Origin of the sequence: Obesumbacterium proteus (genome assembly GCF_001586165.1) — a bacterium.
Lineage (GTDB): Bacteria > Pseudomonadota > Gammaproteobacteria > Enterobacterales > Enterobacteriaceae > Hafnia > Hafnia protea.
The window spans coordinates 893,442-916,090 of record NZ_CP014608.1; the positions used below are offsets into that span (position 1 = coordinate 893,442).

Genomic DNA, 22,649 nt, shown 5'->3' on the forward strand with positions numbered 1-22,649 from the left:
ACGATAAATATCAACGCCAATCTTGCCCCTTCACAGCGGAAAGATTGGCGTGGGATCGCTTAGGGCTGCGGTTTTTTGCGTTCTACGGTGGTGTCGCCGTCATAGTCGGCGGTGGCAATCCACGCGGCGCAAAATAGCGTTAAGCGGGCGAAGAAATAGAAGAAAGCCATCAGACCAATGACCGACCCAAACGCCGCGCCGGAAGGTGAGCGTGCAAGGCTAGGCAGCGTCCACGTCATCACAAATTTAATCACTTCAAAGCCAATCGCTGCAATTAAGGTTCCACGCAGCAAGGCTTTTTTCTTTGGTTTATGACGCGGCAATACTAAGAAAATCCAAAGGAACAACAGATAGTTAGCCATGATCGAAATGGATAGCGCAATTGCTGTCATCACGGGGCGTAGCCATTCGATGCCGTCTAAGCCTAAGGCGCGAACAATAGAAGCTTGCGCGGCACCTGCGATAGACGTAAAAGAAAGCGAAACAATCAGCGCAATCACTAGACCTGTTAGCGAAATAAAATCGCGCAGGTAGCGGAAGTAGAATTTTTCCTGATCCTGCGGATTACGCTCCCAAACCTCTCGAGACTGCGCGCGAATCGCCTCACGCAGATTTCCCATCCAACTAATGCCTGAATAGAGCGCAATGGCTAAACCGGTCAGACCCACGGTGGTACGCTGCTGGATGGCGGTATTCACGGTATTTTTTAGTGTCGTCGCCAAATTGGGATCGCTAATGCTACTGACTATTTTATTAATCAATTCAGTCAGCAAATCGGGATTTGAGGCAAGCACAAAACCGACAGCGGCAAACGACACCATCAAAATAGGGATAAGAGACAAAAACGAAAAGTAGGTAATCGCTGCACCGAACTGACTGCCTAGGCGGTCATTAAAGCGATCAACTGCGCGGATAACATGGGCCACGCTGGGAATGGCTTTGAACCAGGACATTACGCCATTGGCTTTATCCAGCGTTTTCGCCACCTGCGTGGTGACGGTTGCTTTACTGCTTTTTTGGTCGAATTCTTTCGGCATAAGCATTTTCACCTGTCTGCATTTGGGAACGTATGCAATTTCAGGCGCTTAATTTCTCACGTCAGGATGGGCGAATAATTTAGATCCTAGCAGAGTCGAGCTGTAAGGCAAAATAGGTGAAGAGAAAATTTAGGTTAATAAGTATTTTATGATTGCTTTTAATGCCATTTTTATCGTCATTTAGCCATGACTATTAAGAATATTCTGCTAATTTAACTCGAACTGAGTAAATTACGATATAGAATGCATAATATGACGAAAAAATAGAGCGTAATATCGGGGTTAAGCTAAAAATTAAACAAACAATCTGTGATGTGGGTTTTTTATTTAATGAGTTTAATTCAGTATGTTATGGCATAATTAGACCGTTCAATTACCAGTTTTCAACTTTTAGTAACATATGTATTGGTGTGCATAATCAACCAATTCACAAACTTGGGTAAGCCTACAAGAATTTACCTGCTTGCCACTCAAATTATTTAGGGTATAGACGGATAGGAAATGGGTTTTGACCTATATTCGTCCTTAGCTAACGATTCAAGGTAAAGGCATGCTCGATATTGATGTTAGCGTTATCCGAATTTTTCTTACCGTGATGGATACACGCAGTGTCACCTTAGCGGCAGAGCTGCTGGATAGTTCAACGGCGTCGGTTAGCCGTGCACTCAAGAAAATGCGCGACAGTTTTAACGATCCACTCTTTATTCGTACAAAGAAAGGATTAGAGCCCACCGCTTTGGCTTATAACATTACGCCGAATTTGGCGCTGGCCCTGAATAGCATTCAGAGCGCGGTGAGTGTTTCGACCACTCTACGTAATGGTGATAATCGTCAGACGCGTTTAAAGCTGAGCTTGTCTCCGATGCTCGAATATTACCTGACCAGCATATTGCAGCATCAAGGGTATCCTTTTGACGACGTTGCACTGGCCAATGAAACCCACGATGGTGATTTGACCAAAGACATCACGCGTCTGCGTACCCGAAAAATTGATATTAGCTTTACGCCGCAGAAATATGCAGATTGGATGATAACCAATGTGCCGCTTTTCGATCTGGTACCGGTAGTGATGTGTCGCAAAGACCACCCGCGAATTAAAGCCGGATTTAGCTTGCAGGAGCTTGAGCGGGAAGAATATTTAAGCCCAACGATGTGGCCATCTTTGTTTGAAGATAACATTGTGCTGAATCCGCATAACAAAGCGCCTATTTACTCAAGCACGTCGGTACTCAATTTGATGATGATGACGGCGACCACGGATTATATTTTGATTTGTGGCCAACCTTTTGCTCGTGAGTTTGAAAAACTGGTAGATGTACAGGTTCTCGAATTCCCAAATGCGAAGCCAATGGGAACCATTTATGCCCATTATCATAAGAGCCGAGCAACGGACGTTAATATTGTTAATCTCATTAATAAAATTAAGGCTGGAGCATTTCAAGAATAAATACAATAAGAATTAACTGATAGTTAATTCTTATTAGTTGTTTTTTCCTTCCAAAAGAGAATTAATTTTCATATATATAAAAAAGGATAAATAAAGTGTTATCCATTTTTATCTATTCAATAGAGAACTATTAGCGTTTAGCAAGCAAAATATCGCATAACTATAAATATTTTACTCTGAACATTTAGTGCTTTTTTTGTGATCTGGTTGGCATTACTGACATCGTGCTGTGAATAGTCTTAAAGTCATCAAAAAACGAGCATATGTTAACTTTATTCAATAACGATATGAAATTTAAAGTATTTTTTGTTCATTTGGAATTGCTTTTGGCTTTCGTTCGCCTACATGACGGACACAAAAAGACTACATTTCGTTTTGTGCAAAAGGCATTTCCGCCCTCAGTTATTGTTAAGACTCTTCTTTCTGCCTAACTTGTACCCAAGATATACCGAATCATATTCAGCTTGCTGTTATTCTGCATTTAGGATGTCTTGGTTATTAGTCCTCCCTAATTATGATGCACATTACTTTCTATCTTCCTGCGTTTGTTTGAATCAACGTAACGAGACGAAAGGCACTCATTTGGTATTTTGGATGATATTAAAAATCATCCTATAGCGTTCTTATCTCATGACTGTTTGATTTTATATTGCAGCTGCATAGCGTCGGATTGGAGTTATCACAAGGATGTACTACTAGGCAAGATACCCCGCAGTGGTGTTGCCGATGATATTTAAGGTAATAAAAAGTGAATTCATTATCCACATCATCATCTGAGCTTGAAGTCATTAATATTGATAACGCGGTGATCGCTATTTTATCTGACGATCCTATGTTTGCTGCGGGAGTGAGAAGCCTATTGAAGAAGATTGCGCCGCTAGGTCAAGGGGCCGTGATTGATTCTGATAGAGCCAAAATTGTGATGGTTGATTTAGACAGTTTGAATCAATCTATTTTTCAGGTTGTGCGCACGCTGGCCGGATTACGTTCTTATGATGACTACCGCACCGTATTCTGGACGTCTAATCAGGCAGAGCATACGCTGAACTTCGTTCGACTCATTGATAACGCAAGCTTTATTAACAAGAAAGCGTCTCTTGAGTCGGTAGAATCAGCGGTGCAAGAAGTCCTACGCGGTGGTCGTTTTGTAACGCAAGAAGTTCAGCATACGTTCCAGACATCTAATGGCCCGGGTCGCGTCACTGAAGAAACGTTCACGATCTTAGATGACATGATGAGCGGAATGCGTGTGAAGTGTATCGCTGCCAAGCTACATACTGCGGACAAGTCGATCTACAGCAAGCTGCGTCAGTTCCGTGAACGCCTATCTTTGTTGCGTAAAAGCGACTTTTTGAGCTTTATTCACGATATTTCGTGATCGTAGGCTAGAGACGAAGTACGAGATATAAGATAAACAAAAGGCCGAAGAGAAATCTTCGGCCTTTTCTGTTACTGCGCCATCAATGGTTAGCGCATGGTCACAAACTCTTCCGAGCCTGTTGGGTGGATCGCTACGGTGTTGTCGAAGTCTTTTTTGGTTGCGCCCATTTTCAGTGCAACGGCAAATCCTTGCAGCATTTCATCCATACCGTAGCCAATACCGTGGATGCCAACGATCTTCTCATCTTTACCCACGCATACCAGCTTCATGCGGCACGGTTGGCGGTGCTGAGTCACAGCGGTATACATTGCGGTGAAGGAGGATTTGTACACCTTCACGTTGTCTTCGCCGTGCTGCTCTTTCGCCTGGTCTTCAGTCAAACCAACAGTACCAATTGGCGGATGGCTGAATACCACGGTCGGGATATTGCTGTAGTCGAGATGCTCATCTGGCTTGTTGTTAAACAAACGCTCAGACAAACGACGGCCAGCAGCAACGGCGACCGGTGTTAACTCAACGGCACCGGTGTTATCACCAACGGCATAAATGCCTTTTACGTTGGTATTCTGATATTTATCAACGGTGATATAGCCTTTATCGTTGGTTTTGACACCCGCAGCGCTCAGGTTGATATTGTCGTTAGCAGGTTCACGGCCAATGGCCCAAATCAGGCAGTCAACTTCAAACGTTTTGCCATTTTCCAGCGTTAACGTCAGGCTACCGTCGCTATTTTTAACCACGGATTTTGGAACCGACTGGGTGTGCAGCTGCGGGCCTTCGGCGTTCATCACTTCAACCAGCGCTTCAACAATCATTGGGTCAAAGGTACGCAGAGGCGCGTGTTTACGCACGAACAGATGGGTTTCAGAGCCCAAGCCATTCAGCACACCGGCAATTTCAACGGCGATATAGCCAGCGCCGACCACTGCCACGCGTTTTGGCAACGCATCTAATTCAAAGAAACCATCGGAGTTAATGCCGTATTCAGCACCCGGAATATTAGGGCGAGAAGGGCGGCCGCCGGTTGCGATCAGGATATGATCGGCCGTGATGGTTTCGCCGTTCACTTCAACGGTATGCGCATCAATAAATTTGGCGAAGCCGTGGATCACATCCACCTTATTGTTGCCCAGCCCACGTTCATAGGACTGATGGATACGGTCGATATAGGCGGTGCGGCTTTCGATCAGTTTGCCCCAATCGAACTTATTCACCGTGGTATCAAAACCATAGTCAGGGCCATACAAATGGATCGCTTCCGCGATTTGCGCGGCGTGCCACATCACTTTTTTCGGCACACAACCCACGTTTACGCAGGTGCCGCCCAGATACTTGGCTTCAACCAGTGCACATTTTTGGCCATACATGGCCGCACGGTTGATGGAAGCAATACCGCCGCTGCCACCGCCAATTGCGAGATAGTCATAATGTTTAGTCATCAGGGAGTTCCATGAGTTGTGTACCCGGCATTCAGCATAGTGCTGATGATAGCCGGTGAGAAAATTGCCTTAGAGTGTAACGCTACTCACGCTATTGCCGCAAAGGTTGCGTCTATGGTTGTGATAGGCCACGGTTTTGTCTTGACCATCGTTGGACAGCGCTACTCGTTGGCTTGTGCCACAAGCCATTGTTGAAACTGCTGCATGGCGGGGGATAGGGGTTTGGATTTCAGCCATGTTAGCCAGTAACTGCCGATTTCAACGTTGATATCAAAGGGGCTCACTAATATGCCGTTTTGCAGTTCGTGTTCGAACATTTTGGCTGGAGCCAGCGCGACACCCCCATTTTGAATGGCGGCTTCAACCATCAAGCGTGACGAATCGAAAATGGGCCCGTTAATTCTGATGGGCTCAATGCCCGCCGCACTAAACCAGTTGTTCCACTCTTCAGCACGATAAGAGCGCATAAGCGTTTCTTTGGCTAAATCTTGAGGCCGCTCTAATCGCTGAGCAACGCTGGGAGCGCACAGCACGCTGAGGGGAGCATCAAATAGCCGAACGTTATGGGTGGCTGGCCACATACCGTTGCCAAAGCGTATGGCAAAATCTAAGCCTTCTCCGGCTAAATTAACCAGATTGTTATTGGTGAGCAGTCTAAGCTCAACAAAGGGATGGTCAGCGTTAAAGCTTTGTAAGCGAGGCATCAGCCAGCCCACCGCAAAGGTACCTACCGCGGCGACGGTCAGCACTTCATGGAAATGGCCGCCGTCAAACTGCTTGAGCACCGCCTCAATCTGGCTAAACGCTTCGCTGAGCACCGGCATCAAAACATGAGCTTCATCGGTGAGTTCTAATCCTCGCGGTAAGCGCTTGAATAACTGCGTTCCTAACCGCGCTTCAAGGGTGCGCACTTGCTGGCTAACGGCGGCTTGAGTCACGCTGAGTTCCAGCCCCGCACGAGTAAAACTTAGGTGGCGGGCAGAGGCTTCAAAGGCGCGCAGCGCGTTAAGCGGGAGATGGGAACGCATGATGATGGCCCTTTAAAAAGCTAGCTATAAGTTTTTCTTTACCCTAAGGGAATTTAATCTCGCTTGTCAATCTACGGGTGATAGCGGATATTCCTGCCGCCACGGTGAGTTTGGCGCTGTTGCGCCATAGGTTCATCATGTGAATGATTATTTCGCTAAACTTTTTCTTTTGCATGCTGATAGGCGTGCAAGATTCAAAACATATCCGATTAAAAAGGTCATTTAATATGCGTAAAAAAATGCAGAGCACATTGAAGTTGTTATCCGTGATTACCTGTCTGGCGGTAACGGCTCAGGGTGGCATGGCGTCAGAAATGGATCAGGCCAAAATTAAAGACACCGTTGATAGTCTGATCCAGCCGTTGATGCAGAAAAACAATATTCCAGGCATGTCGGTGGCAGTTACGCTGAACGGTAAAAATTATATTTATAACTATGGCTTAGCTTCCAAACAGCCACAGCAGCCCGTAACGGACAACACGCTATTTGAAGTTGGCTCGTTGAGCAAAACCTTTGCCGCGACGCTGGCATCTTATGCTCAGGTCAGCGGCAAGCTATCGCTGGATAAAAGCATTAGCCATTATGTGCCAGAACTGCGCGGCAGCGATTTCGATCACATCAGCGTGCTCAATGCGGGAACGCATACCACAGGTTTAGCGCTGTTCATGCCTGAAGAAGTAAAAAATACCGATCAGTTGATGGCCTATCTGAAAGCGTGGAAACCTGCCGATCCTGCGGGAACTCACCGTGTTTATTCCAATATTGGTACCGGCCTGTTGGGCATGATTGCCGCGCAAAGCATGGGAATGACCTACGAAGATGCGATTGAGAAAACGCTCCTTCCGAAGTTGGGCATGACGCACACCTATCTTAATGTTCCAGCAGACCAAGCGGAAAACTATGCTTGGGGCTACAACAAAAAGAATGAGCCGATCCACGTCAATATGGAAGTATTGGGCAATGAAGCGTATGGCATTCGAACCAACGCGAGTGACCTGATTCGCTATGCGCAAGCCAATATGGGACAGCTAAAACTTGATGGAAATTCGACGCTGCAAAAAGCGTTAACCGACACGCACACCGGTTACTTCAAGTCAGGCAAAATCACGCAGGATCTGATGTGGGAACAACTGCCGTATCCGGTTTCTTTACCGGATCTGCTCACCGGCAACGATATGGCGATGACAAAAAGCGTTGCTACGCCGATTGTTCCACCGTTGCCACCGCAGGAAAATGTATGGATTAACAAGACCGGTTCCACCAATGGCTTTGGTGCCTATATCGCGTTTGTTCCGGCTAAAAAGATGGGTATCGTGATGCTGGCGAACAAGAACTATTCTATCGATCAGCGTGTGACGGTGGCGTATAAAATCTTAAGCGAGCTGGAAGGGAAGTAATCAGTTCGGTTGTACAGACCCCCTCCCAGCCTCCCCCTTGGCAGGGGGAGGGGCAGACCGAGTACCTAATCAGCATCGCTCGTTGGCAGCTCGAATATTTGATGGGGCACCGTTCGGCTCCCTCCCCTGTGAAGGGGAGGGCTGGGGTGGGGTAACTTCTGTAAAAACCTATAAAACGCCCTGCGCCAGCATGGCGTCAGCGACTTTCACAAATCCTGCAATATTCGCCCCGCGCACATAGTTGGTTTGTTTATCTTCACCGCCATATTCCACGCAGGCTTGGTGAATATCTAACATGATGTGGTGCAGGCGCAAATCCACTTTCTCGGCTTTCCAACCCATACGTGCTGCGTTCTGCGCCATCTCTAAGCCCGATGTTGCTACGCCACCGGCGTTAGCCGCTTTGCCTGGGGCAAATAAGACACCGGCCTCAAGGAAGAGATCCGTGGCTTCAATCGTGGTTGGCATATTTGCGCCTTCGGCCACCGCTTTGACTCCGTTGGCGATCAACTGACGTGCGGCTGGCGCATCCAGTTCGTTCTGGGTGGCGCAAGGCAGAGCGATATCAACGCTGATACCCCAAGGTTGTTGGCCTTCAAGATAGGTGAGGCCGAACTCTTTGGCATAGTCGGCAATGCGTCCATCCTGCTGAGATTTAATCTGGCACAGGCGCGCCAGTTTTTCCGGCGTAAAGCCTGCTTCATCAACCACGGTGCCGTTGGAATCTGAGGCGGTGACGACGCGCGCGCCCAGTTCCATTGCTTTTTCGATGGCGTATTGAGCCACATTTCCCGAACCTGATACCGCGACTTTCATTCCTTCAAAGCCTAAACCATGGCGTTTTAGCATGGCGTCGGTGAAGTAAACCAGACCATAACCCGTCGCTTCAGGGCGGATTAAACTGCCGCCAAACGACAGCCCTTTTCCGGTGAATACGCATGCCGTATTGTTCGACAGCTTTTTCATCATGCCGGCCATAAAGCCCACTTCTCGTCCACCCACGCCGATATCACCCGCTGGAACGTCGGTGTCGGCACCTAAATGACGATAGAGTTCAGTCATTAAGGCTTGGCAGAAACGCATGATTTCGCCGTCGCTTTTTCCTTTTGGATTGAAATCGCTACCGCCTTTACCCCCGCCCATCGGCAGCGTGGTGAGCGCGTTTTTAAACGTTTGCTCAAAGCCGAGGAATTTCAGGATCGAAAGGTTAACTGAAGGATGGAAGCGCATTCCGCCCTTAAACGGCCCAATGGCAGAGCTGAACTGTACGCGCCATGCGCGGTTGACCTGAACCTGCCCGCGATCGTCAACCCATGTGACGCGGAACTGAATCACACGTTCAGGCTCGATCAAGCGTTCTAGCAGGGCGGCGTCACGATAGCGTGGATTTTTCTCTAGAAACGGCCACAGGGTGGTCATCACTTCTCGCACGGCCTGCAAGAATTCGGGTTGGTTGGGATCGCGTTGTTGTACGCTGGCGAGAAAGTTTTCCAGAGACAATAGCTGCTCCATAGTTTGGTACTCCTTATTTCCCGTAGTCCTCCAACTTGGATTATTTAGGGGAAGCGTGGTTGATGTTTTATGCGTTTTTTATGGTTATAAATGCAATTGTGTTTTGTGTTTGCGTTTTGACTATATCACTAGGAATAGGTTTTTAATCAAGCGATTTATTATCACGTAGCAAATAAAAACGCCTCCAGATGGAGGCGTTAGGGGAAATGAAGAAAAGACGTGTATTTACGCTTTTTGGCTTTCCGGTTGGGTATTCATCATGCGGTTTAGCCATGGCACCATCGCGGCCATAATGATGGCGATAACAAAGGTGGCGATGCCGATTTTGCTGAATACGCCGGTATAAATTGGCAGGGTTTGCAGCGGATCGCTAATGCCTTCAGGCACGGCGGTAAAGGTTGCCACGTAGCCACCAAGCAGGAAGGCGGCGGCCTGAGTTAAGAACCACATCCCCAGAATGAAGCCCATCAAGTACTGAGGCACCAGCGCAGCCACCATGGCCAAGCCTAAGGCGCTGATCATCAGCTCACCCAGACTTTGGAACAGATAAACCAGCACAATAAACCACGGAGATGTCAGACCCTGCGCATCGGCAAACCAGAGCCCAGCCGCTGCGGCAGTTAGGAAGCCCAGCGAGCACAGGAACATACCCAGCGTAAATTTGGCAGGCATGGTCAGGTCTTTGCCTTTAGCGCCGAAACGCGTATAGAGCGAGGCCAAAATCGGGCTGGCAACCACTACCCAGAACGGGTTTAGCGCCTGGAAGCTGACTGGGTTAATCGCGATACCAAGGATCTCATGATGCACGTTGTTAATCGCAAAGAAGTTCAGCGAGGTCGGCATCTGGGCATACAGAATGTAAAACAGCACGGCTTCAATCATTAAAATGAAAGCCACGTACATGCGGTTGCGGTCGCTTTTGTTCTGTTTAAACGCTTCACGGAAGAAGAAGAAAATTACAATGATCGACAGCACGATCAGCACGATATTGGCGACTTTGACGTTATGCATCAACCATGCACAAACGTACACCATCACTACGGTGCCGATGAGCACCAGCAGCAGGTTTTTGAAGTTCATCGGTTTGGCATCAGGCTCTGAACCGATGTCACGCACCATGCCACGACAGCAGAAATAAACCAGCAGTGCGACGACTAAACCAATACCGCATAAGTTATAGGTAACGGCGTAGCCATATTTGTCGGCAATAATCGGAGCCAGTGATAATGACAACAGCGAGCCGATATTGATAGACATATAAAACAGGGTAAATGCGCCGTCTAAACGGGGATCTTTTGGCGGATAGCATTTCGATAGCAGGCTGGCTGGGTTGGCTTTAAACAGGCCGTTACCGACAGCGATAGTCCCGAGGGCGATAAAGATCATATCGGGTTTATGCAGTGACAGACCGGTCATGAAGTAGCCGAGCGCTAAGACAATTGCGCCGAATACCATTGTTCGTTTGGTGCCAAGCAGGTGGTCGCCAACGTAGCCGCCGATGGAGATCAGTCCATAAACCAAAGCAGCAAATGCGCCGAAGGTGATGAAGGCCTGTTCCTGTGAGAAGCCTAGCTGTTTAACGAAGAAAACAGCCAGAATGCCTTGCACGCCGTAGTAACCAAAGCGTTCCCATAGCTCAACAAAGAAAATCATGAAAAACGGTTTAGGTTGCTGCAATAAACCGACTGGGGCGGGCTTATTCATATTAGTTCGCCTTCGAATATTGATTAATTAAGTGTAGGCATGCGCGGAGCCTGCTGCCGAAGATACATCCCTGATGAAATAGAATTCCGTTTTTATATGTTTTGATGCCGTGTTAATGCCGATTTTTGGTGATGATGTAGATTATTGTATGGACTGATTGCGATCTTAGTGGTTGATCACACTATTTAAAAGATGATTCGCGGTTTTTTTGTAGAGAATTCAATGGCCCTACATTAGGTTTTTAGCTGAAGCTTAAAGCATAACCCCACCCTAACCCTCCCCTTTGCAGGGGAGGGAACCGTGCTGTGATGCTTGTAAGAATCGCGATCGGCGTTGGGATGACCCAACCTAACCCTCTCCTTGGCAGGGGAGGGAACTGTGCTGCGATGTTTGTAAGAATCGCGATCGGCGTTGGGATGACCCCACCCTAACCCTCCCCTTTGCAGGGGAGGGAACTGTGCTGCGATGTTTGTAAGAATCGCGATCGGCGTTGGGATGACCCCACCCTAACCCTCCCCTTTGCAGGGGAGGGAACTGTGCTGCGATGTTTGTAAGAATCACGCTCGGCGTTGGAATGCCCTCCTAACCCTCCCCTTGGCCGGGGAGGGAACCGTGCTGTGATGCTTGTAAGAATCGCGATCGGCGTTGGGATGACCCAACCTAACCCTCTCCTTGGCAGGGGAGGGAACTGTGCTGCGATGTTTGTAAGAATCGCGATCGGCGTTGGAATAACTCCACCCTAACCCTCTCCTTGGCAGGAGAGGGAATTGTGCTGTGATGCTTGTAAGAGTCTCGATCGGCTCCTCCCCCTGCGAAGGGGGAGGCTGGGAGGGGGTTGGCAGGGTAAAAACAAAAACGCCCGCAGAGCGGGCGTTGAAAGCTTAGTTGAGCAGAAGAACGAAAATGTTAGTCTTCGTCTTCGTCACGCAATGGAACAATCAGCATGTCGATATGTACGGTGTTGATCAGCTGGCGCGCAGAAGACATCAGCTTGCTCCAGAAATCCTGATGATGTCCGCACAGAACCAAGTCCATATCGTATTTTTTGATGGCATCAACCAGTACCTGCCCCAAATCACCGCTGCCGCTCAGGGTTTCGGTAATTGGGTAGCCTGCGTTTTGAGAAAGCTCGGTCAAGGCGTGGTGAGTTTCGTCAGAAATACGTTTCTGCATGTCGCCCAGATTCACGTCAATTAGGCCGGTGTACAGGTCAGAATAGTTAACATCCACGTGAATCAGAGAAACTTTAGCGTCATAAGGGCGCGCCATAGATACTGCTTTCTCAACCAAGATGTTACTTTCTGGGGAAAGGTCTACAGCAACCAGAATGTGTTTATAAGCCATAAGTTTACTCCTTCCATAAAGCCGGTTAACGGGGGAGCAGGCATTGGGTGTCGCTACCTAGTTTCGCTTGCATGCCTGCATGTTAGCATTCATTCATACCCATCATACTTAAGGCTGCATTTTTGTTGGCTGTGTTCACTCGCTGCCTCAATGCAACCCGAATCATTTCGGGTATAGATCACGAGGGTGTCGTTTTGCTCACACTCGTCACTCAAATCCTTAACATATTGCTTCTATCTATTGTTTTACTCTTTTGAGCCAAGGCTGCACATACTTTCGTCACAAAATTCGCGGTCTTACACGTTAAAACTGCGTAAGCGGCGAAAAAATCGTCTTATTGGGCACTCTGTAGCGTGCGCTTTAGCCTGTGACTAAAAATAGTAGACCCGTTTTTTATAAGGATAGCGTGGCTGTAAAGCAAGAGCTGATTATCTTCTGAAGAAAGATTTTCACCTTTTTTTGCTTTTGTTATTTGGTTTATCTCTATTGGGCCGATTTCTTATAGGGATTAATCGCGAGGTAAAATCATTCGCCAGCGTATTCTGCGTTTTATCGCTTAGCCCGCTAAATTAATTCTGTGATCCCCATACCGTTTTTCCGTTCCTTTCCTAAACTGATTAATGGGCACTGTTGCGGAGCGTGAAGCGTAATTCTGCCGACGTTGATAATAACCATCGTGGTTTAGTCTGATGATGCCTGTTGGACTAAGGTTGTCTGGCGAGAAAATTGAAAGGCACCGTTATCTCATCGCCGAGATTTGGCGAGAGAAGATGCCGGGAGGAGATCATGATTAATACCGTCGCGCTTTTTTGGGCGCTGTTTTTTGTGTGCGTGATTAACATGCTGCGCTATTACTCCTCGTTGCGTGCGTTGCTGGTGGTTCTGCGTGGTTGCGATCCGCTGCTTTATCAATATGTTGATGGCGGTGGTTTCTTTACTTCGCACGGGCAGCCGAGCAAGCAGGTGCGTTTGGTGCGTTATATTCAGGCTCAGCGCTATCTCGATCACCATGACGATGAGTTTATTCGCCGCTGCGAGCGGCTACGCCGTCAGTTTATTTTAACCAGCGGGCTATGCGGTTTGGTGGTCGTTAGCCTGTGCGCCATGGCCGTTTGGTATTAGCCCGATAGGGGATTCTTTGGTGCAGCAGAATGTTGCCGAAAGGTAAAAGTGAAAAATAATGATTGCAGGCACGATGCACATTGATTAGTTTGAAAAGGTATTCAATTTTAGGAAATCCTAACGTGCAAGCAGTTAACCTCCAACTCAGCCTCCTTCTCCTTATCATCTAGGTGGCCTGCACGCATTCAAATTTCACAAGGCCGCCGGAAGGGCGGCCTTGTTGTTTCTAGCACCCTCCGGCAGCGTTTATTCAACACCGGAGCATCAACATGAAGTTCAGCATTTTTACCTCCCCTCGGAGGTTCGCATGAGTCAGCAGTGGTCATCTCGGATTGGGCATATTTTGGCTGCCGCAGGTTCTGCGATTGGCATTGGTGCTATTTGGAAATTCCCTTATGTGTCTGCCACCAACGGTGGCGGCGCATTTCTGATCGTGTTTCTGGTGTTCAGTTTTACGCTGGGGATGGCCGTATTCATGGCGGAGACGCTGCTGGGCAGCCATACCCGTGAGGGCGTGGTAAAGGCATTTAAGCAGCTGGCAGGACGTCATTGGGGCTGGGTTGGCGTGCTGGGCGTGACGTGCTCATGGTGCATTTTCAGTTTCTACAGCGTGGTTGGCGGTTGGACGGTGGGATATACGTTCATGGCGGCGGCGGGCAAGCTGAATATTACCGACTCAAGCCAGCTGAACTCGCTGTTTACCGATTTTATTAGCAACCCGTTTTTGCCAGTGATAACTCATCTGCTGTTTGCAGCACTGACCTGCTATGTGGTGTTAGGCGGCGTGCAGCGCGGCGTTGAGAAAGCGGTTAAGATCATGATGCCGCTGTTGTTCTTAATCATGCTGGTGTTGATTGTGGTGGGTATGACGCTGCCGGGATCGAGCGCTGGGCTGAAGTTGTTCCTGTATCCTGATTTTAGCCATATGAGCGGAAAAAGCGTGCTGGATGCGCTGGGGCTGGCGTTCTTCTCGCTGTCGATTGGCTTAGGTATTCATGTGACCTACGGGGCTTATTTGCCGGATAGCAAAGGCATTGCGCGTTCAAGCGTTTGGGTGGTTACGCTGTCGTGTCTGGTTTGCGTGCTGGCGGGCTTAATGATTTTTCCTGCGTTAAGCTCGGCGGGTCTGGACCCTGCCGCAGGCCCTGGATTGACGTTTATGACCATGCCGGTGTTCTTCGCGCATTTGCCGGGTGGTGCCATATTGGCCGTCGCGTTCTTCTTGCTGTTGCTGGTGGCTGCGCTGTCTTCGTCGATTTCTCTGTTAGAAAATATTGTTGCCTTTACTCAGGGGCGCTGGGGCTGGTCGCGCCGCAATGCGAGCCTGATTATCACCGCGAGTATTATGCTGGCGGGTATCCCTGTGACTTTATCGTTTGGTGAATTAAGTGGTTTTACGCTGGGCGGCAAAACGCTGTTTGACGTGCTGGATTTCTTAACTTCGAATCTGATGATGCCGCTGTTCGGTATTATTATCTGCTTGGTATTTGGTTGGTCGCCGCGTGCGGCAACGTTGATGCCAGAGGATATTTCACCTTTCTGGCGTGCCAGCCTGCGTATCACTTGGCGCTATATTGGCCCGCTGTTTATCGGTGTGATTTTGGTGCGAGGGTTGATTTAAGGTAAAAAAAAGCCCGTTCAATGAACGGGCTTTTGACTGTTGGAATGCGTTAGATCACGAAGGTCAGCGCCAGCCAGTACAAACCACCAGAAAGCACAATCGCGACTGGTAAGGTTAGAACCCATGCCAGCAGAATGCTTTTGATCGTTTTACTCTGTACACCGCCGCCGTCCACAATCATGGTACCTGCAACCGCAGAAGAGAGTACCTGAGTGGTGGAAACCGGCATACCTGTGTAGCTTGCCACGCCGATAGAGATGGCGGCAGTCATCTGCGCAGAAACGCCTTGCGCATAGGTCATGCCTTTCTTACCAATCTTCTCACCGATGGTGGTCGCTACGCGACGCCAGCCAACCATGGTACCCAGAGACAGCGCCAGAGCCACAGCAACGATAATCCACATCGGTGCGTACTCAACGGTCTCCAGCAGGTCTTTGCGCAGGTCGTTCAGGAAGCGCTTATCCTGAGCGTCTGTTTCTGGCAGCTTGGCAACTTTACCCGCTGTATCAGCAACGCACATCAGCAAACGACGCATCTGATTACGTTGATCAACGGTCAGTTCATCGTAGCGTTGCAGGTTGTTCAGCAGTGCTTTGCTGTGGTCGATAGCAATCAGTGCGCGTGAAGAATCACAATGGAAATCATTGTTGCCGGTGCTTGGCGCAACGGGCTGATGTTCTTCAATGCCAACGATATGCGGCAGTGCTTCCTGATGCTTCTGATAATACTGTTCCAGATGCGTGATGGCATCGCGGGTACGAGTGATGTCATAGCCAGTGGCGTCCATGTTAACCACAAAGCCGGCCGGAGCCACACCAATCAATACCAGCATCAACAGACCAATGCCTTTCTGACCGTCGTTCGCGCCGTGAGAGAAACTCACGCCGATAGCCGACAGGATCAGGGCGATACGTGTCCAGAACGGTGGCTTACGTTTGCCATCAATCTTTTCACGTTCAGCAGGCGTCATATGCATACGGCGGCGTTTTTTCGTGCCGCTCCAGTAACGACGCAGTACAAATACCATCAGCCCGGCCAAAACCAGTCCGATGAGTGGGGATAGAATCAACGATAGGAAGATTTCAAGCATCTTCGGAATGTTGAGCGCATCCACCACGGAAGTGTTAGATATCAGTGCGTTTGTCAGTGCAATACCGATAATCGCGCCGATTAGCGTGTGAGAACTGGATGCCGGCAGACCAAAATACCAGGTGCCGAGGTTCCAGATAATCGCAGCTAGAAGCAGAGAGAACATCATCGCCAGACCGTGAGTCGAGCCCACGTTCAACAGCAAATCTGTTGGGAGGAGGTGCACAATTGCGTAGGCGACGCTGAGGCCACCCAACATCACACCTAAGAAGTTGAAAACACCCGCCATAACGACCGCAATCTGCGAGCGTAGTGCACGAGTATAGATAACTGTTGCGACTGCGTTTGCTGTGTCGTGGAAACCATTGATGGCTTCATAAAACAAAACAAACATCAGTGCGAGGACTAACATAAGGCCAGTGTGAAAATCCAGCCCTGCAAATAGATGTAGCATAAGCGTTACGCCAGTTAGTGGTCATGAACGCGGCGCATTATCTGCGAGAACGCGTACTGGGGAAAAGCAAAATATGACGTTTTTTTGATTTGTTTACATTGGTTATCAATACATATCTCGGATTAGTCCTATCATTTCAGTATGTTGAGTGAATATCTTAAGATTAATTTTTTCTGACACTGGCGGTGAAGAATTACCCCGTTTACAATCCCCCGCCGCTGGTCTGGGATTATTTCGCCATTTATTACCAGATTAGCTCATATTGGAAAAATCGGTATTTACGTTCGCGGCTGCGTTTAAAACCGCGAAATAAGAGGTTATGTGTGGAAAATTTTGATGTAGTGATCGTTGGCGCTGGTGCCGCGGGCCTGTTTTGTGCTGCTCAGGCAGGGCAACTTGGTTTGCGCGTGCTGGTTGTTGATAACGGCAAAAAAGCAGGACGTAAAATCCTGATGTCGGGTGGCGGTCGCTGCAACTTTACTAACATGTATGCCGAGCCTGCGGCTTATTTGTCGCAGAATCCACACTTCTGCAAATCAGCATTAGCACGTTATACCCAGTGGGATTTTATTGAGCTGGTGAGCCGCTATCAAATTGCGTACCACGAGAAAACCTTGGGTCAGCTTTTTTGCGACGATTCCGCCGAGCAGATCGTGGATATGCTGCTAAAAGAGTGTGAAATAGGACAGGTAGTTATTCGCTTACGCAGTGAAATCTTAAACGTTGAGCGGATGGAGAACGGCGAGTTTTCTCTTCAGCTAAACGGCGAGCAGGTTAACTGTCGATCGCTGGTGATTGCCAGCGGCGGTCTTTCTATGCCGGGCCTTGGTGCCACGCCTTTCGGTTACAAAATTGCCGAGCAGTTTGGTCTTAAGGTATTGCCAACGCGTGCGGCGTTGGTGCCGTTTACGCTGCATAAACCGCTATTAGATCATCTGCAAACCCTGTCGGGTGTGGCCGTTCCTTCGGTTGTGACCGCAGAATCAGGCACTAGCTTCCGCGAAAGCATTCTCTTTACTCACCGTGGTTTGTCTGGCCCAGCGATTCTACAGCTTTCCAGTTATTGGCAGGCCGGTGAAAAAGTGACGATTAACCTGCTGCCGGATTGCGATCTGTCTGCTTTTCTCGATGCAGAACGCGTTGAGCATCCGAATCAGAGCCTGAAAAATACGCTAGCAAAACAGCTTCCTAAACGTTTAGTTGAGTGCTTGCAAACCTTAGGGCAAATCCCTGACCTAACGCTAAAACAGCTAAACGCTTCACAGCAGATGCAGGTGGTGGAAACCTTGCAAGCCTGGCAGGTGATCCCGAACGGAACCGAGGGCTACCGTACCGCAGAGGTAACGTTAGGCGGTGTGGATACCAATGAGCTGTCGTCGAAAACCATGCAGGCGCACAAAGCTCCGGGGTTATTCTTTATCGGCGAAGTGGTAGACGTAACTGGCTGGCTGGGAGGATATAACTTCCAATGGGCGTGGAGCTCTGCTTGGGCCTGTGCGCAGGCGCTGGCGGCACGATAAAATCGCTCTTCCGCCCCTTTCGGGGCGGATTGATTTGAGCGTTATCCTTTCAGCCACGCTTGTCCTTCGGCTTTCATTTCTGTTTCTAGCACGCTGCCTTTGCTGGCAAATTCACGCGATAGCGGGAAACCGCTCTTTTCCAACAGGTATGCCAGTGGCGCATAGGCGATAGGGAATTTTTCCGCCGTGGCTTTATCGATTTCAACGATGCCCTGTGGGAAGTTGAACGAGCCAAAATCATAGATAGACTGACGATGCGCGATCTTCCACACGCCGTTACGTTTTTCCACCCAGTCGTAAAAACGGTTATGAACGCTGGCACCGAGTTTCATTTGCGCATTTTCAATCACGATCATGGCGTTGGTTTCAGCGATAGCTTTGTCGCCGTTAAACTGGATCATCGGTGAGCCGATAAGGTGCTTAGTGACTAACGCAGAATTTCCCATGCGCTGGGAGCCTTTCACAAACTCGGTAAATAAGCCTTCAAACCATGTCACCTCGATGGTTCCGTCTGGGTGAAACAGTTCTAGCATTTTGTCCCACTCGGCCAGATCTCTGTGCATCCAACCCGTCATTAAATCGGCAATGATTAAACGGTCTTCCCAAGAATGTGTCATGTGATGTCTCTAAATAGGATGAGCAGCATGTCGCTGATGTTGTGCTGTTGGCGCACAAACGGTACGAAGGATCAGTATAGGTGGCTGTCACTTAAATGGATTATGCGAGAAGTGCCGCAGAGATTATCCCATCCCACTGGGGATACATTTTTTGTTTGCGAGGCAGGATAAATAACGGCGTTTAGCTGTTAGTCACTGCATTCAATTCGCTCTACATTGCGCTCAAATTTTCATCGCAAAACGCTTGCTATGATATCAATTTTTGATATCGTTATCGCGTGAGCGACACGGATGAGGTGCAAGGATGTCGACTCATAAGCTCAGTGCCAGACACCAACGAACGCTATACGTTATTTTCACTAACCCGCCGATACGAACGCTAGAGTGGCGGAAGATTGAAAACTTGTTAATCGCCCTCGGTGCCGTGGTTTCTGAAGGTCAAGGCTCACGGGTTAAATTTGAAATCGGTAGTTTGTCGGTTGCATTTCATCGGCCTCATCCTGGAAAGAATGCGAAGATTTATCAGATTATTGATGCCAGAGTCTTTCTTGAGGAGTTAGGAGTTATTCCATGAACACTATGCTCTATAAAGGCTATGCAGCACGTATTGAATACAGCGAAGAAGATAAATGTCTGGTAGGGCATTTGGCAGGGATCAGAGATATTATCGGCTTTCATGCCGACAACGTGGCTGATTTGCGTAAAGAGTTTGAGATTTCGGTAGATGATTATCTGGAATATTGCGCCTCACGAGGGCGTGAACCCCAGCGCCCCGCGAGCGGCAAAATTAGCCTACGTGTACCGCCAGATGTGCACTCACAAATCAATGTGGCTGCAGAGGTGGCGGGTAAAAGCGTGAACCAGTGGATCACGGATACCTTAGTTAAAGTCTGTTCTTAATATAAAAGCAAAAGCCGCGGCATGATGACCGCGGCTTTTAGGTCCAATCAGAATTCGAGATTAGAACCACTGTCCGAAACGACGAATATAGAAACGCTTCATGAGCTGAGTAACAACGCAATAGCTGAACAGCGTACCCACTAACCATGGGAAGTACTGCCATGGCAGCGGTTGTAAGCCTACCCATGTGCCCAGCGGTGAGAACGGAATATAAATACCAAGCGCCATGATGATGCCCGTGGTGAGCATGACCGGCAGCGCCGCCGTGCTTTGAATGAACGGGATCTTCTGGGTACGCAGCATATGCACAACCAGCGTTTGTGACAGCAAGCCTTCAATAAACCAGCCAGACTGGAACAGCGCCTGATGTTCAATGCTGTTGGCGGCAAAGACAAACCACATAATGGCGTAGGTCGTGATATCAAAAATGGATGACGTCGGCCCAATCCACAGCATGAAACGCCCAATGTTTTTGGCATCCCATTTACGCGGTTTGCGTAGGAACTCTTTGTCCATTTTGTCCCATGGCAGAGTTAGCTGTGAGATGTCATACATCAAGTTCTGCAGCAACAGCTGAATGGCAAGCATCGGCAAGAACGGAATGAATGCACTTGCGACTAACACGGAGAACACGTTGCCAAAGTTAGAACTGGCGGTCATGTTCAGGTACTTAATGATGTTCCCGAAGGTTTCACGGCCGGTGATGACGCCTTCTTCCAGCACCATCAGATCTTTTTCCAACAGAATGATATCGGCAGACTCTTTGGCGATATCGGTGCCGGTGTCTACCGAGATACCAACGTCGGCATCGCGCAGCGCTGGAGCATCATTGATACCATCGCCCAAGAAACCAACGGTATGATCGTTGCTTTGTAGCGCTTTCAGTACGCGTGATTTTTGCAGCGGCGTTAGCTTCGCAAACACGGTGCGTTGCTCGGCCAGCAAGGCAAGGTGCTCGTCGCTCATGCCTTCAATTTCGCTACCTAGCAGAGGTTCGCCCGGTTCCAAACCCACATCACGGCAGATTTTGCTGGTGATAATTGGGTTATCGCCGGTCAGTACTTTAACCATCACGCCGTTTTCACGCAGCGCGGTGATCGCCTCAGCCGCAGACTCTTTTGGTGGATCGAGGAACGTCAGTAACCCGCAAATCACTAAATCGCGCTCGTCGCTGTTGCTCAGCGGGAAAACGCAGCCATCGATACCTAAATCACGCGTACCCACCATCAGCACGCGGAAACCTTGCTCGTTATAGTGAGTGGCTAATTTCAGCAGCTCGGCACGTGCGCTGTCGTCGAGCGGCAAAATGTTGCCGTCATCGCTGATATGCGTGGCAATAGCCAGCATCTCTTCGACGGCACCTTTGCAAATCAACGTATGGCGGCGTTGTTCATCACTCACCACAATCGACAGGCGGCGGCGAATAAAGTCGAATGGCAGTTCGTCAATTTTGCTAAACCGAGCCATAGCCTCAACTTCAGGGCGAGCACGCCCGAAGCGGATGACCGCTTTATCCATCAAGTTTTTCATGCCGCTCTGGTGGTAGCTGTTTAGCCACGCCAGTTGTAGCACTTCTTTGTTCTCGTGCCCATTGATGTCGATGTGATGTTCAAGAATGATGCGGTCTTGCGTTAGTGTGCCGGTTTTATCCGTACACAGGACGTCCATCGCACCAAAGTTTTGTATGGCATTCAAACGCTTAACTACAACTTTACGGCGGGACATGGTAATTGCCCCTTTCGCCAAGTTCGAGCTTACGATCATTGGCAGCATTTCTGGGGTTAAGCCCACGGCAACGGCCAAAGCAAACAGCGCGGCGTCTGCCCAATCACCTTTGGTGAAGCCGTTGATCAATAGAACAACAGGTACCATCACCAGCATAAAGCGGATCAGCAGCCAGCTAACGCTGTTAACACCACGGTCAAACGACGTTTGTGTGCGTGTGCCAACAATGGATTTAGCCAGAGAACCAAAATAGGTTTTGCCACCGGTCGCAACCACAACGGCTTTCGCGGTACCGCTGGCTACGTTAGTTCCCATCAGACAAATGTTGGACAGCTCTAATAGCTCGCTTTCACTATTATTGCCGCTGCATGATTTTTGGCTGATACTGGCAGTAACATCGTATTTTTCAATTGGAATAGCTTCGCCGGTTAGAACGGCTTGGCTGATAAACAGATCGCGTGATTCAATTAATTTGACGTCGGCAGGAACCATATCGCCTGCGGAAAGCAAAATAATATCGCCTGGAACCAGCTCTTGCAGAGGGATCTCTTTGCACTCGCTTTTGGCCGCAGGATGCGCGCGACGCAGCACCGTTGCGGTGGTTCTTACCATTGATTTCAATGCATCAGCGGCTTTGTTGGTGCGAAACTCCTGCCAGAAACGCAGTAATCCGCTTAATGACACCATGATCAAAATAATGATTACGCCGATGAGATCGGTTTCTTCACCGCGTTGTAGCGGTAGCCAGTAGTCGGTGAAGAAACTGATCGCAGCCAGCACCATCAGAACAAAAATGAAGGGATTGTTAAACGCGCTGATTAACTGCACCAAAGCAGGCGGCACTTTTTCATGAGCAACCTGATTTGGGCCAGCTTCCAGCAGGCGTTCGCGTGCGTCTTCTTCCTCAAGTCCGCTGAGGTTTGAAGAGAGGTTAGATAGGGTTGCATCCAAGCTGACCGCAGCTTCTTCTGCAATCAGATAGGTCACTTTTTTCTTGTCTTTGCGGCTGCGTTTTTCAGCGGCCTGTTCGATTATCTGGGTCATAACACAGTACTCATCACTGTTTTTTGCGTGCAGAAACCCGCCCCAAAATGAGGAGTTTTCTTTCGCTAAATTACTTAATTAGCCAATGGCTAAGAGTATGCGTTGCAGACTAGGGACGGAGTTTGCTCACGTCAGCCCGTGCAACGCGGATAACGTTGCTTCTGGGGTGCTCGTCCATATTGATTCCTTACGCCTCGCGGCGAGAGTGTTTGCTGTGTGTCCAAAGTGGACGTATATCGAAATACCGGCGTGAGAAAGCCTTCCTGCG

Annotated in this window: 17 protein-coding genes; 8 read left to right on the forward strand and 9 right to left on the reverse strand. The window is 48.9% G+C overall.

The window, feature by feature from the left end; translation table 11 throughout:
• Positions 1-59 precede the first annotated feature (59 nt).
• A complete protein-coding gene (gene yhjD, locus DSM2777_RS04305; protein ID WP_046458422.1) occupies positions 60-1,043 on the reverse strand; it encodes an inner membrane protein YhjD in 984 nt (327 codons plus the stop codon).
• 544 nt (positions 1,044-1,587) lie between these two features.
• On the opposite strand from yhjD, the gene DSM2777_RS04310 reads away from it, so the two are divergent.
• Positions 1,588-2,484 (forward strand): LysR family transcriptional regulator, encoded by an 897-nt coding sequence (locus DSM2777_RS04310; protein WP_046458421.1) that lies wholly within the window; start codon positions 1,588-1,590, stop codon positions 2,482-2,484.
• A gap of 748 nt (positions 2,485-3,232) precedes the next feature.
• The gene (locus tag DSM2777_RS04315) at positions 3,233-3,862 is read left to right on the forward strand and encodes a helix-turn-helix domain-containing protein (RefSeq protein WP_046458420.1); all 630 of its coding nucleotides are present in this window, start codon (positions 3,233-3,235) and stop codon (positions 3,860-3,862) included.
• Between the two features lie 89 nt (positions 3,863-3,951).
• Here the strand turns inward: DSM2777_RS04315 and gorA are convergent, their stop codons facing one another.
• Together gorA and DSM2777_RS04325 are read right to left on the reverse strand one after the other, a co-directional pair.
• Complete coding sequence (gene gorA / locus DSM2777_RS04320) at positions 3,952-5,304, reverse strand: glutathione-disulfide reductase (RefSeq protein WP_046448865.1); 1,353 nt, start codon at positions 5,302-5,304, stop codon at positions 3,952-3,954.
• 161 nt (positions 5,305-5,465) lie between these two features.
• Positions 5,466-6,332, reverse strand: coding sequence for a LysR family transcriptional regulator (locus DSM2777_RS04325; RefSeq protein ID WP_046458418.1), 867 nt, complete (start codon positions 6,330-6,332; stop codon positions 5,466-5,468).
• A gap of 227 nt (positions 6,333-6,559) precedes the next feature.
• On the opposite strand from DSM2777_RS04325, the gene ampC reads away from it, so the two are divergent.
• Positions 6,560-7,729 (forward strand): class C beta-lactamase, encoded by a 1,170-nt coding sequence (gene ampC / locus DSM2777_RS04330; RefSeq protein WP_061555327.1) that lies wholly within the window; start codon positions 6,560-6,562, stop codon positions 7,727-7,729.
• Positions 7,730-7,897: 168 nt separating this feature from the next.
• On the opposite strand, the gene gdhA is transcribed toward ampC, so the two are convergent.
• The 3 genes from gdhA to uspA form a co-directional block, all read right to left on the reverse strand.
• On the reverse strand, positions 7,898-9,241 hold the full coding sequence (gdhA, locus tag DSM2777_RS04335) for an NADP-specific glutamate dehydrogenase (protein ID WP_061553264.1): 1,344 nt from the start codon (positions 9,239-9,241) through the stop codon (positions 7,898-7,900).
• A 225-nt stretch (positions 9,242-9,466) separates the two neighbouring features.
• A complete protein-coding gene (gene dtpB / locus DSM2777_RS04340) occupies positions 9,467-10,945 on the reverse strand; it encodes a dipeptide/tripeptide permease DtpB (protein WP_061553265.1) in 1,479 nt (492 codons plus the stop codon).
• Positions 10,946-11,851: 906 nt separating this feature from the next.
• Entirely contained in the window at positions 11,852-12,289 is a 438-nt protein-coding gene (uspA, locus tag DSM2777_RS04345; RefSeq protein WP_008815546.1) for a universal stress protein UspA, read from the reverse strand.
• 786 nt (positions 12,290-13,075) lie between these two features.
• On the opposite strand from uspA, the gene uspB reads away from it, so the two are divergent.
• Complete coding sequence (gene uspB, locus DSM2777_RS04350) at positions 13,076-13,411, forward strand: universal stress protein UspB (RefSeq protein ID WP_025799478.1); 336 nt, start codon at positions 13,076-13,078, stop codon at positions 13,409-13,411.
• Positions 13,412-13,718: 307 nt separating this feature from the next.
• Complete coding sequence (locus tag DSM2777_RS04355; protein ID WP_061553266.1) at positions 13,719-15,032, forward strand: sodium-dependent transporter; 1,314 nt, start codon at positions 13,719-13,721, stop codon at positions 15,030-15,032.
• 49 nt (positions 15,033-15,081) lie between these two features.
• Here DSM2777_RS04355 and pitA read toward each other — a convergent pair whose 3' ends face one another.
• Positions 15,082-16,575, reverse strand: coding sequence for an inorganic phosphate transporter PitA (gene pitA, locus DSM2777_RS04360; protein ID WP_046458412.1), 1,494 nt, complete (start codon positions 16,573-16,575; stop codon positions 15,082-15,084).
• A 323-nt stretch (positions 16,576-16,898) separates the two neighbouring features.
• On the opposite strand from pitA, the gene DSM2777_RS04365 reads away from it, so the two are divergent.
• A complete protein-coding gene (locus DSM2777_RS04365; RefSeq protein WP_061553267.1) occupies positions 16,899-18,095 on the forward strand; it encodes a BaiN/RdsA family NAD(P)/FAD-dependent oxidoreductase in 1,197 nt (398 codons plus the stop codon).
• Between the two features lie 41 nt (positions 18,096-18,136).
• Here DSM2777_RS04365 and DSM2777_RS04370 read toward each other — a convergent pair whose 3' ends face one another.
• On the reverse strand, positions 18,137-18,712 hold the full coding sequence (locus DSM2777_RS04370) for a nuclear transport factor 2 family protein (RefSeq protein WP_046458410.1): 576 nt from the start codon (positions 18,710-18,712) through the stop codon (positions 18,137-18,139).
• Positions 18,713-19,016: 304 nt separating this feature from the next.
• On the opposite strand from DSM2777_RS04370, the gene DSM2777_RS04375 reads away from it, so the two are divergent.
• Positions 19,017-19,286, forward strand: coding sequence for a type II toxin-antitoxin system HicA family toxin (locus DSM2777_RS04375; protein WP_046458409.1), 270 nt, complete (start codon positions 19,017-19,019; stop codon positions 19,284-19,286).
• Positions 19,283-19,612 carry a type II toxin-antitoxin system HicB family antitoxin gene (locus tag DSM2777_RS04380; RefSeq protein WP_061553268.1) on the forward strand — a complete coding sequence of 110 codons (330 nt, stop codon included), beginning with the start codon at positions 19,283-19,285 and terminating at the stop codon, positions 19,610-19,612. Before DSM2777_RS04375 ends, DSM2777_RS04380 begins: the two co-directional genes overlap by 4 nt.
• A gap of 60 nt (positions 19,613-19,672) precedes the next feature.
• Here DSM2777_RS04380 and mgtA read toward each other — a convergent pair whose 3' ends face one another.
• Positions 19,673-22,381, reverse strand: coding sequence for a magnesium-translocating P-type ATPase (gene mgtA / locus DSM2777_RS04385; RefSeq protein ID WP_046458407.1), 2,709 nt, complete (start codon positions 22,379-22,381; stop codon positions 19,673-19,675).
• Between the last annotated feature and the right edge of the window lie 268 nt (positions 22,382-22,649).

Coding starts and splice junctions, on each gene's coding strand:
- yhjD (WP_046458422.1), bottom strand. CDS start 1,043: ATGCTTATGCCGAAAGAATTCGACCAAAAAAGCAGTAAAGCAACCGTC.
- DSM2777_RS04310 (WP_046458421.1), top strand. CDS start 1,588: ATGCTCGATATTGATGTTAGCGTTATCCGAATTTTTCTTACCGTGATG.
- gorA (WP_046448865.1), bottom strand. CDS start 5,304: ATGACTAAACATTATGACTATCTCGCAATTGGCGGTGGCAGCGGCGGT.
- DSM2777_RS04325 (WP_046458418.1), bottom strand. CDS start 6,332: ATGCGTTCCCATCTCCCGCTTAACGCGCTGCGCGCCTTTGAAGCCTCT.
- ampC (WP_061555327.1), top strand. CDS start 6,560: ATGCGTAAAAAAATGCAGAGCACATTGAAGTTGTTATCCGTGATTACC.
- gdhA (WP_061553264.1), bottom strand. CDS start 9,241: ATGGAGCAGCTATTGTCTCTGGAAAACTTTCTCGCCAGCGTACAACAA.
- dtpB (WP_061553265.1), bottom strand. CDS start 10,945: ATGAATAAGCCCGCCCCAGTCGGTTTATTGCAGCAACCTAAACCGTTT.
- uspA (WP_008815546.1), bottom strand. CDS start 12,289: ATGGCTTATAAACACATTCTGGTTGCTGTAGACCTTTCCCCAGAAAGT.
- uspB (WP_025799478.1), top strand. CDS start 13,076: ATGATTAATACCGTCGCGCTTTTTTGGGCGCTGTTTTTTGTGTGCGTG.
- DSM2777_RS04355 (WP_061553266.1), top strand. CDS start 13,719: ATGAGTCAGCAGTGGTCATCTCGGATTGGGCATATTTTGGCTGCCGCA.
- pitA (WP_046458412.1), bottom strand. CDS start 16,575: ATGCTACATCTATTTGCAGGGCTGGATTTTCACACTGGCCTTATGTTA.
- DSM2777_RS04370 (WP_046458410.1), bottom strand. CDS start 18,712: ATGACACATTCTTGGGAAGACCGTTTAATCATTGCCGATTTAATGACG.
- DSM2777_RS04375 (WP_046458409.1), top strand. CDS start 19,017: ATGTCGACTCATAAGCTCAGTGCCAGACACCAACGAACGCTATACGTT.
- DSM2777_RS04380 (WP_061553268.1), top strand. CDS start 19,283: ATGAACACTATGCTCTATAAAGGCTATGCAGCACGTATTGAATACAGC.
- mgtA (WP_046458407.1), bottom strand. CDS start 22,381: ATGACCCAGATAATCGAACAGGCCGCTGAAAAACGCAGCCGCAAAGAC.